This is a genomic window from Corallococcus caeni (assembly GCF_036245865.1).
GTDB lineage: Bacteria > Myxococcota > Myxococcia > Myxococcales > Myxococcaceae > Corallococcus > Corallococcus caeni.
In genome coordinates this window covers 116,706-128,982 of record NZ_BTTW01000013.1, presented here as the reverse complement: position 1 = coordinate 128,982, position 12,277 = coordinate 116,706, and the positions used below count along the sequence as shown (strand labels likewise).

The window sequence follows — 12,277 nt, the reverse complement described above, 5'->3', positions numbered from 1 at the left end:
TTACTTCGACACCGGCAACTCCACGATGAACGTCGCACCCTGCCCGGGTTGGCTCTCCGCGCGCAGGGTGCCGTGGTGGGCTTCGACAATCTGTCTGGTGATGAAGAGGCCCAATCCCAGACCTCCGTAATGCCTTGCGGACACGGCGCGGGTGAACTTCTCGAAGATGGCCTGGAGGCTCCCCGGCGCGATGCCGATGCCTTCGTCCCTCACGCTCAACCTTGCCCGGTCCCGGTCACGCTCGACCTTCAGCGTCACCGGGCGCTCGGCGCCATACTTCAGCGCGTTGGACAACAGGCTGCTCACCACCTGCTCCAGCCGGTGGCGGTCCCAGTGGCCCACCGCTCCGGGGGCCGCCTCCACGATGAGCTCGCAGCCCGCCTTCTCCGCCGGGACCCTGAAGCGCTCCACCTCCTCGCGCACCACGTCCGCCAGGTCCACGTCCTCCAGCCGCAGCGGCGCGGCGGGGCCCGTGAGCTGCGTCACCTCCAGCAGGTCGTTGATGAGCGTGGTCATCTTCCGGACCTGCCCGGAGATGGTCTCCGCCGTCCTCAAGACGCGCTCCCGCAGCGCCTCCAGCGTCTGGGCCGACTGCGCGTCCTTCACCAGGGACTGGAGCTTGAGCTGCAAGGGCGTCAGCGGCGTCTTCAGCTCGTGCGACGCCACCGTCAGGAACTCGTCCCTGAGGGACACCGCGTGCTGGAGCTGGGCCTGGGTCTTGCGCAGCTCGGTGACGTCCTGGAGCCCCAGGAGGACCGAAGCGGGATGGCCATGCTGGGCGGGCAGGGGGGCCGCCTCCACCAGCAACGAGTAGCGCCCGGTGGGCGTGTGCCAGACGACCGGCTCCCCGTGCACGGCCGCACCCTTCACCGCCCGGATGCCGGGGATTTCATCCACGCTCAGCTCCCGCCCCGTCTCATCCGTGAAGCGATGCACTCCCGAATAGGCCTCCGGCCGCAGGCCCCCAGGGAAGTCGCCGCCGGCCATCCGCCGGGCCACCTGGTTCGCGAAGAGGATCCGGCCGGTCCGGGGCTCCACCAGGATGAGCGCCACCGGCGTCCGGTCCAGCACCGCCTCCAGCCACTGCTGCTGGTTCCTCAGCGACGCGGCCCACTCCTCCAGCTTCTTGCGCGCCTCCACCCGCTCCGTCACGTCGATGGCGAAGGACAGCACGGAGTCCACCTGGCCATTCACGTCGCGCAAGGGCTGGTAGACGACGTCGAACCGCCGCGTCGAATCCACCCCGTCACCCTTGAAGTCGGACGTGACGGCGAGCTCCTTCTCGATGATCGGCTCGCCGCGGGTGTAGGCCTTTTCGATCATCCGGGAGTATTCGATCCCCCGGGGGGTGGGGTAGTCCTTGACGGAGATGCCCAGCAGGTCCCTGCCCCGCGCGAGCACCTTGTAGAGGGGATTCACCAGCGTGAAGACCTGCTGCTCGCCGGAGAGGATGGCGATGGACGCCGGGGCGCTCGTCAGCACGGCGCTCAGCCTCGCGCGCTCGTTCTCCGCCCGGGCCTCCGCCTGCTTGCGCTCGGTGATGTCCTCCGCCGTGGATACCCATTCGCGGATGGCGCCCTTGTCGCCGAACACGGGCACGGCCCGGCCCACCACGTTCCGGTAGCCCCCGGCGTGGAAGCGCAGGCGGAACTCGCCCCGGTAGGACGTCTTCGTGCGCAGGGACTCCACCCAGCCGCGCACCACGCGCTTGCGGTCATCCGGGTGGATGGCGGTGAGCCAGCCCAGCCCCAGGTGCTCCTCGTGCGTCTGGCCCGTGAACGCCCGCCAGCGCGGCGCGGACTCCACCACCTCGCCCCGGGCGTTGGTGGTCCACACCGGCTGCGCCATGGCCTCCACCAGCGAGCGGTAGCGCTGCTCGCTGGCCCGGAGCGCGTCGTGCGCCCTGCGCTGCTCGGTGACCTCCGCCACGATGACGCCGATGCCGAGCAACACGCCCGCTCCCGTGCGCACCGGGTAGTAGCTGACGAGGAAGTGGCGCTCCACGCCGAGATCCTTCGAGGTGGCGCCGCTGACCTCCACCGTCTGCGCGCCCCCGCCCTCCAGGACGCGCTGGTACTGGGGGCGGAGCGTGGGCCACATCTCCGGGACGATCTCCTGCACCTTGCGGCCCAGGTGGGCCTCGCGCGGGATGCCGTTCATGACGGCGAGCGCTTCGTTGACCTGGACGAAGCGCTGCTCCATGTCCACGACCGCGAGCCCCACGGGCGTGCTGGCCACCAGTGTCTCGAGGAGCAGCCGGGAGTGCGCCTCGGTGATGGACACGGAGGCCTCCGGGTCGAAGCTTGCGCTGTGACTCTCCACGCGCGCCTCCTCTGACCCCGGCCCTTCCCGGCGAGCTTGGAGGCAGGGCCCCGTGACGCCGCTTCCCACCATGGGAGTGGCCTGACCTGGAGGGTGTGCATCCGCGACGCGCGCGGGCAGCCCGCGCCCACCTGGAGGCGCAGCCACTGATTGGCTGGCCCCCAAGGCCAAGGCCTCACGGCGGCGGGGGGCCGGCCCCTTCCTCGTCGCCTGGGCGGGATTGCCAGGGCCAGCGTCCGTTGATCTCCACCTCCAGCGTGAAGCTGAGGAAGGTCCGGATGAGGACGATGAGTCCCAGGACGAGCACCTGTCCCATCGTGGGGGACTCCGTGACCGTGCGGATGATGTCCGCCGCGACCAGCAGCTCCAGGCCCAGCAGGATGGCGCGGCCCAGGTCCTGGCGCAGCTGACGGTACGCCCCCGCCCGCTTCGGGCCTCGGGCGTCCCGGGCCGCGAAGGCCACGGAGGCCAACACCCCCACCAGCATCACTCCCACGCCCGTGGCCTCGAACAGCCGCGCGGCCAGGCCCACGAAGTCCGCGAATGGCATCCGCCGCTCCCCTCCCGGAGAAGATGGCCCGCGGCCCGGTGGACAACCACCCCCTCCCACCTGCCCCGCGGGGCGATACATGCGTTGTGATTGTCACATGTCAGTCAAGGATTGATGTGTGTCTGGTGTTGACGCCGGTGGAGTTCCTGGTTCATTGTCGTCGCCCTCCGCGTGTCTCATGCGGGGGACAGGCGGTTCTGCGGGGTGCCGGGGGGTGCCGTGACGCAGCAGCTTGAAACCAGACATGACACTGCCCTGGAGGGTCGTTTCGCGTGATTCGCGAGATCCTCAGCGGACTGCTGTGGCAGGGCCGGATGGCCTTGCGCAGCGGCGACGTGCGTGTCTTCGCCGCGCATGGCTATGTGGATGAGGGTTACCGGCCGTCCCGCGTGCCCTTCCTCTCCGTCGTCGGTCCGCTGGGCCTCTTCCCTGAACCCGAGCGCGAGAACGGCCGCACCGGCGTCGCCACGGTCCGCGTCCCGGGCCACCTCGTCGGCAGGCCTCGCGCGGCTTCGGACAGCGTGCCCCCGGGTGGCGCGCTCAAGCTGCGCCTGGATGGCCGCGCCACCGTCACCCTCACGGGCCTGCCGGGGGGCTCGTTCGCCTCCTCCGACACCGGCCCCGCGCTCACCGCCGCGATCAACGCGAAGCTGGCGGAGGCGCTCGCCGGCGGCCTCTTCCAGGAGCCCACGGGCGCGCCGCTCACGGACCCCTTGCTGCTGGAGGCGCTCGCCGCCGCCACCGCGCGCTGGGACGTGGAGGGCGGCCGGTTCGCGCTCAGCTCCGACCCGGGCATCGCCTCCATGGCGTTCCGCTCCAGCGTGGAGGTGCTGCCCGTCACCGGCAGCATCGCGGATCCCCTGGGCATGGAGCCTCCGGAGCGGGCCCAGGAGGGCAGGGCGTTCCTGAGCAAGCTGCGCGCGCCCAAGGCCATGGCCATCGACGTGCAGGTGGACCTGTGGGCGGGCTCGCAGGGGGACCTGGCGTCCATCATGGACACGGTGGCGCTCTCCATCCCCACGCGCGGGCAGATGGTCCTCCGCCCGTCGCTGCTGGCCGAGGACGTGCCCGACGGCGCCACGACGCTCCGCCTGCTGCCGCGCGGCGAGCCCACCACGCTCATGTCCCTGGCGCACCTGGAGGCCAGCGACCTGGGCCTGGAGCGCGCGCGCGGCGGACGCGTGGACCTGACGCCGGGCGCGTCCTTCCTGCCCGCCTCCGAGGGCCTGCGCCTGTCCGGGACCGGCACCGCCTCCGTCCTCGTGTACCCCCTGCCCGCCGTGCCGGATCCATTCCACGCCGACAATCCGGCCCCGGACGGACTGGCGCTGTCGCTGGGGCTGCGGGTCGCCTCCGGCGCGGTGGCCGCGCAGACGCTGCCGGTGGCCGTGCTGCTGTCGCAGGCGCAGCCCGTGCTGCGGCTCGTCGTCCGCTATGAGCAGGTGGGCACCCGGCTCATGGGCGAGGTGGTGGCCACCGCGACGCTGTCCCAGGGCAGCGGCACGCAGGTCGCGGAGACGCGCTGGCGCCTCCCCGTGGAGCGGCTGGAGGCCGGCGTGGCGCTGCACGCGCGGCTGGAGGCGGGGGAGGGCGTGGTGTGGCTGTCGGCGGACGGGACGCCGCAGCCGCTCCAGGATCCGGAGGCCACGCCCGCGCCGCCCGTCGCCGCGCCCGGCGTCACCGTCGCCGCGAGCGACATGGTGCTCACGCTGGGCGCGCAGACGGGCACGCCGCTGGACTTCACGGTGGACCACCTGCACCTGGTGGCGGAGCCCGTGGGCCCGCTGGACCCGGCGCTGCGCCGCAGCGTCACCGCGGCCCCGCGCCTCAAGGTCGGCGACGTGGTGGTGCTGGGGGAGAGCGAGGACGGCTACCGCGTGGGCAAGCGGCGCTTCCAGGCGTTGGTGCTGGGGCTGGACGGCGACGCGGTGACGCTCAGCAAGCCCGTGGAGGGCGTCTGGGCGCGGGGCCGCACGCTCGTGTTCGAGGAGGAGTGCTTCTTCTTCCAGACCCAGCTGCGCCGCCGCGACGACCTCTTGAACCACCTGTACCGCTGCTGCGTGGACTACCGCGTCTCCGCGCTGATGGACGAGCCGAACCCGCGCACCAGCGCCCGCCTCGTCGAGAAGCCCCAGGTGGACCTCGTCGCGCGCGGTGCCGCGCGCGGTGCCAGCGGCCACCCGGGAACGTCCGTCACCGAAGTCGAGACCGCCAGGCGCGGGACCATCTGAAACCAGGAGGATGAACGTGGCTGAGCGATTGCATCCCGGCGTCTATGTCGAAGAGATCAGTGCCGGTGCGCGCCCCATCGAAGGGGTGGGCACGTCCACGGCGGCGTTCGTCGGACGCACGGCGCGCGGCATCCCGGGCCTGGCCCAGTTCGTCACCGGCTTCGCCGAGTACGAGCGCGCCTTCGGGGGCCACGAGCCCGGAGAGGCGGGGCTCGTCGCGCAGGCGGTGGAGGCCTTCTTCGACTCCGGCGGACGGCGCGCCTACGTCGTGCGCGTGCTGCCCTCCGACGCGGTGGCCGGTGCGTCCGCGCCCCTTGTGTCGCGCGCGGGGGGCGGCCTCAACGCCCTCACGTTCCTGGCGCGGGGCGCGGGCGAGTGGTCCGACTTCCTCCGCGTCCACGTGAGCGATTCCACCAACTTCCCCAGCGAGGCGTTCCGCGTGGAGGTCGTCTGGACGGAGGCCGGGGCCACGCGCCGCCTGGAGGCGTTCGAGGACGTGCGCATGGACCCGTCCAGCGAGGACTACGTCGCCGATCGCATCAACGACATCTCCCGCTACATCCGCGTGCGCGACGAGTTCCAGCTGAAGCTGGCCGCTCAGCCGCCCGGCGCGGTGCTGGTGCCGGGCGTGCCGCCGAAGCTCAAGGCCGCCGTGCTGTCCGGCACGAAGTACAGCCTCTACGACGGCGGCAAGCTGCAGCTCTCCACCTGGGATGAAGCCCAACCGGACCTGCCCCGCACGACGCTGGACGTTCCCATCACCCAGTCCCTGGTGACGACCGCGGTGCCGGCCGCCACGTTCGCCAACGGCCGCACGCAGCTGGACACCACCCAACTCAAGGCCGTCCTCACCCAGGCCGTCACCGCCGCGGGGCTCACCAACACCTTCGTCATCGGCGGCACGGACTCGCCGGAGATTTCGCTGAAGGTGGCCACCGGGCCCACGCTCACCATCCCCAAGCCCTCGGGCGCCACGTACGACCTGGACCCGGAGGACGCGAAGGTCACCGTGGGGCCGCCGGGGGGCACCACGGTGGTGCCCATCCCCATCCTCGCGGCGAACGCGGGGGCGGTGACGCCCGCGGAGCTGAACCACTCGCTGGCGACGGCGCTCGCCGGCAAGGTCGCGTCGGTGGTGACGGACGCGCAGGGCAACACCGTCATCACGGGGCTGGCCACGCCCGCGGGCACGTCCACGCTGTCGCTCTCCGCCACCGGCTTCACCGGCACCGCCGCCGCGGGCACGCCGGGCCTGACCTCGGAGACCTTCGACGGGCTCCAGCTGTCCATCAGCGAGACGCTCCAGCCCACCGTGCCCACCATGCTCCGGCAGCTGGGCTTCGCGCCGCGTGCCCGGGGCTACTCCGACGACTCGCCCGCGAACCCCGTCGTGCGCCCGGCGGCGGTGACGAACGTGCGGCTGTTGGGCGGCGACGACGGCACGGGCCTCCTGGACACGTCCGACTTCGCGGGCGACGCGGCGTCGCGCACGGGCCTGCACGCGCTGGACACCGAGGACGTCAACATCGTGGCGCTGCCGGGCAAGAACGAGGTGGCGTTCATCGCCGCCGGCATCGCGTACTGCGACAACCGGGGGGACTGCTTCTTCCTCGCGGATGGCCCCGGCGGCGTGGACAAGGACTTCGCCGTCGTGCCGGATGACGCGAAGCAGTTCGTGGAGGGGCTGCCCTCACGCTCGAAGAACTCCGCCATGTTCTACCCGTGGATCCGCGTGGCGGATCCGGTGGGCGTGGGCCGCAACCCCACGCGGCTGGTGCCGCCGTCCGGCCACGTGGCGGGCCTCTTCGCCCGCACGGACTCCACGCGCGGCGTGTGGAAGGCGCCCGCCGGCATCGAGGCGTCCATCTCCGAGGCGCTGGGCCTCCAGTACCCCGTCATCGACGCGGAGCAGGACCTGCTCAACCCGGTGAGCCTCAACTGCCTGCGCCAGTTCCCCGGCGTGGGGCTGGTGTCGTGGGGGTCGCGCACGCTGTCGCCGGATCCGGAGTGGCGCTACATCCCGGTGCGCCGCACGGCGCTGTTCCTCAAGGAGTCCCTGCGGCGCGGCCTGATGTGGGCGGTGTTCGAGCCCAACGACGAGGAGCTGTGGGGCCGCATCCGCGTCTCCATCGAGTCCTTCATGCTGGGGCTGTTCCGGCAGGGCGCCTTCCAGGGCAGCACGCCCGAGGAGGCCTTCAGCGTCGTCTGCGACCGGAGCACCAACCCGCAGGAGAACGTGGACGCGGGCATCGTCACCGCGCAGGTGGCCTTCGCGCCGCTGAAGCCCGCGGAGTTCGTGGTCATCGAAATCAGCCAGAAGAGCCTGCTGGCGGCCTGATGCCCACGCCCGTTCCCGCCAACGCCCGCAACCCGCTGCGGACCTTCCGCTTCCGGCTCCGGATGAGCACGTCCGCGGCCGGGGAGTACGTGGCGGGGGTGCGCTCCGTGTCCGGCCTGTCCGTCAACGTGGGCGCCTTCGAGGTCTGGGAGGGCGGCAACAACCTGCACCGCTACGCGCAGCCCCACAAGGTGAACTGGGATCCGCTCGTGCTGGAGCAGGGGCTGGCGCTGGACGACACGCTGGAGCGCTGGGCGCGCGCGGTGCTGGAGTTCGCGCGCACCGGCAAGGCGCCCGGCGAGCCGGTGAAGCGCGACCTCTTCATCGACCTGTGGGACGCCTACGCGCACCCCACGGACGTGCCCACGCCCGGAGGCATGGAGGCGCGCATCCGCAGCTTCCACGTGCACAACGCGTGGGTGAGCAAGTTCCACGCCCTGCCCAAGCTGGACGCCATGGCGGGGGAGGTGGCGCTCCTGTCGCTGGAGCTCACCCACGAAGGCTGGGAGCCGGTGCCCCGGCCCAACCTGTCCAGGCCCTAGGCGGTCATCCCGACGCCCTGACGTCCCATTCGAGGAGTGACGCCATGCCCCGATTCGTCGAATCCACGAAGCGCGACCCGTACCGCAACTTCAACTTCCGCGTGCTGTTCAACAACATCGAGGTGGCCGCGTGCCGGAAGATTTCCGGCCTCACCGGCACCGTGGAGGTGGTGAAGTTCCGCTCCGGCAACAGCCCGTCCTCCGTGGACGAGCTGTCCCCGGGCCGCGTGCACTACGAGCCCTTCACGCTGGAGGCGGGCCTCACCCAGGACACGACGTTCCGGGACTGGGCCCTCCAGCTCATCCGCCACGAGGCCACGCCGGGCTTCCGCGCCGCGGAGCCGGACTACCGGCGCACCGTGGAGATCCTCGTCTACGACCTGGACTTCAACCGCGCGGTGAAGAAGTTCGTGCTGCGCAACGCGTGGGTCTCGAAGTTCACCGCGATGTCGGAGCTGGCCGCGGAGGCGAACGAGATCCTCATCGAGACGGTGGAGATCCAGCACGAGGGCTTCACGCTGGAGGCGGTGACCTGACGTGCTGCTCGAGCCCCCCATCCCGGTGCTGCTGCCGCACGGCCTCTTCGACGAGGACGGCCGCTGCCACCGCCAGGGCGAGCTGCGCCCGCTCACCGGCCGCGAGGAGTGGGCGCTGGCCCAGGCCGGCGAACGTCCCGGCCCGCGCGCGGTGAGCGCGTTGCTGGCGGCGTGCCTGGGACGGCTGGGGGACTATCCGCGCGTGGACGCGGAGCTGGCGGCCTGCCTCACGCGCGGGGACCGGCATCACCTGGCGCTGCACCTGCGGGCCCGGATGTACGGGGACCGGGTGACGCTGGTGGCGCGCTGCCCCGCGCCCGCGTGCGAGGCGATGGCGGACGTGGACGTGCGGCTCTCCGCGCTCTCACCGGAGCGGGCCGCTGAAGCGCCGGAGGTGCTCGCCGTCGCGCTGCCGCAAGGGCGGGCGGAGGTGCGTGAGCCGACGGGCGAGGACGACGCGGTGCTCGCGGACGCGCAGGGCACCCGCGCGGAGCGGTCCGCGCTCCTGTGGTCGCGGCTGGTGGTGGTGGAGGGGCAGGCGCTGACGCCGGCCGCGTGGCTTTCGCTGCCCGCGCGCTCGCGGCACGCGGTGGCGCTGGCGCTGGCGCAAGGCACGTCCGCGCCGGACCTGGGGCTGTTGGCGCGCTGTCCGAAGTGCGCCGTGTGGCTGGAGCTGGAGCTGGATCCGTTCGCGCTGCTGGCGCGCGAGCTGCGGGGTGGGGCGGCGCGGCTGGAGACGGAGGTGCACGTGCTGGCCTTCCACTACCACTGGTCGGAGGCGGACATCCTGGCCCTGCCGCGGGCTCGGCGGTGGCGCTACCTGGAGCTGCTTCGCAACGAGCTGGAAGGCCGTCCGCTGGTGGATGGCTGGAGCTGACGAGAGAGGACGCACACGCCATGGCCCCACCCCCGGTGCAAGGACAGGTCGGACTCACCCGCCGTGAGCTGGAGCGGGAGCTCGCGTGGATGCTGCGCAGCGTGCCGGAGAACCCCAAGGAGTTCATGAAGCTGCTCACCCAGACGGTGGTGACGCTGATGGACAAGAACAACGAAGCCATCGCCCGCGGCCTGGCCCAGCGCGAGTCGGCCGGTACCGGTGCCCGGGGCAACGGATGACGCGCAACCTGGACCCGACGCTCATCGCGTTCGACCAGCAGCTCCAGAAGGGCATGCTGGTGACGCTGCCGCAGACGGCCGACGACAAGAAGTCCGAGCCGTCCGTGCGCGCGCTGCGCTTCCAGTACAACCCGGAGACGGTGACGCGCACGCGCGCGGGCCAGTGGGAGACGAAGCCCGGCAAGACGCCCGAGCAGACCAAGGTCCTCACCGACGCCCAGCGCGGCGGCGGCCTGCACGCCAAGAGCGAGACGATTGCCCTCAAGCTCGTCTTCGACGTGACGGAGGCGCTCCTGCGCGACACGACCGGGGCGGGCACGCAGGGCGTGCTGCCGGAGCTGGCCATCCTGGAGGGCATGGCGCTGGGCAAGGACCAGACGGGCGAGGAGGAGAAGAAGCCCGCGACGAAGCTCGTGTCGCTCAACCCCACGGAGCTGCTGCTGATGCTGGGGCCGCGCACCTTCCCGGTGGTCATCACCGGCATGACCATCGTGGAGCAGCGGTTTGACCCGGCGCTGTACCCGCTGCGCGCGGAGGTGGACCTGCGCATGCGCATCCTGGAGGTGGGGGAGAACGCGGCCAACAACAAGGTGGCCCAGGCGTTCGCCAACCTGCGCGACCTGCGCCTGCGGATGGAGGACCTGGCGGTGGTGAAGGGCGCGGACGCGAGCACCCTCATCGCGCAGGCCCTGGCGCCGCAGGTGAAGCTCAACGGAGCGAGCTGAAGAGAAGGCCATGAGCGACCCCTCCTCGCGACACAAGGACCTGCCGACGTACGCGGTGCCGCTGGGCCCGGAGGGCGCCACGGTGTCGCTTTACGTGCCCCGGGTGGCGCCGCGCGTGCCCACGTCCCTCTTGCACAAGGTGGTGGCGGGGGACCGGTTGGATCTGCTCGCGCAGCGCTACTTCAGCGACCCGTTCCAGGCGTGGCGCATCGTGGACGCCAACCCCACCTTCGAGCCCGAGGCGCTCCTGGTGCCGGGCACGGTGCTGCTCATCCCGGAGAAGCCCTGATGGCGGAGCAGCGCGCGGCGTTCCTCCAGCTGTGGGTGGACGGGCAGCCCATGACGGACGCCCGCGGCCGGGTGTCACGCCTGGAGGTGGACGAGCGCACCGACGACGCGTCGTCCTTCCACCTGTCGCTGGACATGGCGCCCACGGACGCGGGGGACTGGGACGCGCTGGCGGACGGCCGGTTCGCGCTGCTCAAGCGCATCACCATCAGCTTCGGGCTGGGGCTTCCGGACAGCGAGGCGCCAGACGTGCAGGACGTGGTGTTCGACGGCTACATCACCGCGGTGGAGCCGTACTTCGGCCCGTCGCGCGTGCCGGACTCGTCGCTGGAGGTGTACGGGCTGGACGCGTCGTGCCTGATGCACCTGGAGGAGCGCACGCGGTCGTTCAGCGGGCTGTCCGACGCCGGCATCGTGCGGCAGCTCTACGGCGAATACGGCTTCGCGCTGGACGTGCAGGAGACGGCGCCGGTGCGCGACCCGGCGCGCGCGGTGGTGCTCCAGCGCGGCACGGATGCGGCGCTCGTCCGGTGGCTGGCGCGGCGCAACGGCTATGAGGCCTTCGTGGAGCGCAAGCAGGGCCCGGTGGGCGCGGGCGCGAACGCGGCGGCGGAGTGCGTGGGCCACTTCCACCTGCCCCGGCCGGACGGGCCGAAGCAGCCGGACCTGTCGCTGATTCCACGCTCCACGCCGTCCGTCATCGAGCTCAAGGCGCGCTGGGAGAGCCACCGGCCCACGGAGCTGCGGGGCGAGCACATCGACGAGCGCACGCGGCGCATCCGCTCCGCGGTGGTGACGGCGCCGCGCTTCCCTCGCATGGGGACGACGAGCCGCGCGGACATCCTCAAGGCGCGCATGGCGGCGGTGCTGCCCAGGCGGCCCCAGACGAAGGCGGTGGGGTTGCAGTTCGTGGACGTGCCGCACGACGTGCCGGAGGTGGAGAACCTGGCGTGGGCGGACTACCGCGAGGCGGACTGGCTGGCGGAGGCGAACGGCACGGTTCAGGGGCTGCGGTACGAGCGCATCCTCCGCGCGCGGCGTCCGGTGGGGCTGGTGGGCGCGGGCAAGCTGATGGACGGCACCTGGTACGTGCGCGGCGCGCGGCACCGCTGGGTGTGGGCGGAGGCGCTGGCCCGCTACGAGGTGGACGTGGACCTGGCGCGCGACGCGCTCAACGGGGTGGCGTGATGGGACGCGGCCTGCACTTCCCCTTCCAGCTGGGAGACCTGGGCACGCCCCGCACGGTGGGGCCCACGCAGGTCGTCCGGCAACAGCTGGAGCAACTGCTCTTCACGCTGCCCGGAGAGCGGGTGAACCGGCCGCGCTTCGGGTGCGGCGTGCAGCGGATGGTGTTCGGCGCCGCGAGCCCGGAGGCCGCCGCCGCGGCCGAGTACATCATCCGCCTCAACGTGCAGGAGTTCATGCGCGACGTGGTGCGCCTGGACGCGGTGAAGGTGAGCGCCGAGGACGCGACGCTCTACGTGGACATCCTCTACACGCTGCTGGCGACGGGTGAGGAGTACGCGGAGCTGTTCCGCCGGGACCTGGAGGCGCCGCCGTGAGCGCGCGCGTCCTGCGGACGTTGGCGCTGGAGGCTTCGCTGGTCATGGGGGCGGAGCACGCGGAGCC

Annotated in this window: 12 protein-coding genes; 10 read left to right on the top strand and 2 right to left on the bottom strand. The window is 72.0% G+C overall.

Annotated features, from left to right (window positions below):
* On the bottom strand, positions 1 to 2,322 hold the full coding sequence (locus tag AABA78_RS36765; protein WP_338270153.1) for a PAS domain-containing sensor histidine kinase: 2,322 nt from the start codon (positions 2,320 to 2,322) through the stop codon (positions 1 to 3).
* Positions 2,323 to 2,497: 175 nt separating this feature from the next.
* Complete coding sequence (locus tag AABA78_RS36760) at positions 2,498 to 2,872, bottom strand: DUF1622 domain-containing protein (protein ID WP_338270151.1); 375 nt, start codon at positions 2,870 to 2,872, stop codon at positions 2,498 to 2,500.
* Between the two features lie 272 nt (positions 2,873 to 3,144).
* Here AABA78_RS36760 and AABA78_RS36755 point away from each other — a divergent pair, with 272 nt between their 5' ends.
* Genes AABA78_RS36755 through AABA78_RS36710 form a run of 10 tightly spaced genes read left to right on the top strand, consistent with a single transcriptional unit; the run spans position 3,145 to position 12,210 of the window.
* On the top strand, positions 3,145 to 5,103 hold the full coding sequence (locus AABA78_RS36755) for a hypothetical protein (RefSeq protein WP_338270150.1): 1,959 nt from the start codon (positions 3,145 to 3,147) through the stop codon (positions 5,101 to 5,103).
* 16 nt (positions 5,104 to 5,119) lie between these two features.
* Positions 5,120 to 7,441, top strand: a complete 2,322-nt coding sequence (locus AABA78_RS36750; protein WP_338270148.1) for a phage tail sheath subtilisin-like domain-containing protein — start codon at positions 5,120 to 5,122, stop codon at positions 7,439 to 7,441.
* Positions 7,441 to 7,983, top strand: coding sequence for a phage tail protein (locus tag AABA78_RS36745; RefSeq protein WP_338270147.1), 543 nt, complete (start codon positions 7,441 to 7,443; stop codon positions 7,981 to 7,983). The genes AABA78_RS36750 and AABA78_RS36745 overlap by 1 nt, the downstream gene beginning before the upstream one ends.
* A 44-nt stretch (positions 7,984 to 8,027) precedes the next feature.
* Positions 8,028 to 8,519 carry a phage tail protein gene (locus tag AABA78_RS36740; protein ID WP_171417088.1) on the top strand — a complete coding sequence of 164 codons (492 nt, stop codon included), beginning with the start codon at positions 8,028 to 8,030 and terminating at the stop codon, positions 8,517 to 8,519.
* 1 nt (position 8,520) lies between these two features.
* A complete protein-coding gene (locus AABA78_RS36735; protein WP_338270146.1) occupies positions 8,521 to 9,396 on the top strand; it encodes a hypothetical protein in 876 nt (291 codons plus the stop codon).
* A 20-nt stretch (positions 9,397 to 9,416) separates the two neighbouring features.
* Complete coding sequence (locus AABA78_RS36730; RefSeq protein WP_338270145.1) at positions 9,417 to 9,635, top strand: hypothetical protein; 219 nt, start codon at positions 9,417 to 9,419, stop codon at positions 9,633 to 9,635.
* Positions 9,632 to 10,360 (top strand): CIS tube protein, encoded by a 729-nt coding sequence (locus AABA78_RS36725; RefSeq protein WP_338270144.1) that lies wholly within the window; start codon positions 9,632 to 9,634, stop codon positions 10,358 to 10,360. Before AABA78_RS36730 ends, AABA78_RS36725 begins: the two co-directional genes overlap by 4 nt.
* Before the next feature lie 10 nt (positions 10,361 to 10,370).
* Positions 10,371 to 10,649, top strand: a complete 279-nt coding sequence (locus AABA78_RS36720; protein WP_171417096.1) for a LysM peptidoglycan-binding domain-containing protein — start codon at positions 10,371 to 10,373, stop codon at positions 10,647 to 10,649.
* On the top strand, positions 10,649 to 11,836 hold the full coding sequence (locus AABA78_RS36715; protein ID WP_338270143.1) for a phage late control D family protein: 1,188 nt from the start codon (positions 10,649 to 10,651) through the stop codon (positions 11,834 to 11,836). Before AABA78_RS36720 ends, AABA78_RS36715 begins: the two co-directional genes overlap by 1 nt.
* A complete protein-coding gene (locus AABA78_RS36710; protein ID WP_338270142.1) occupies positions 11,836 to 12,210 on the top strand; it encodes a GPW/gp25 family protein in 375 nt (124 codons plus the stop codon). The genes AABA78_RS36715 and AABA78_RS36710 overlap by 1 nt, the downstream gene beginning before the upstream one ends.
* Positions 12,211 to 12,277: the final 67 nt, after the last annotated feature.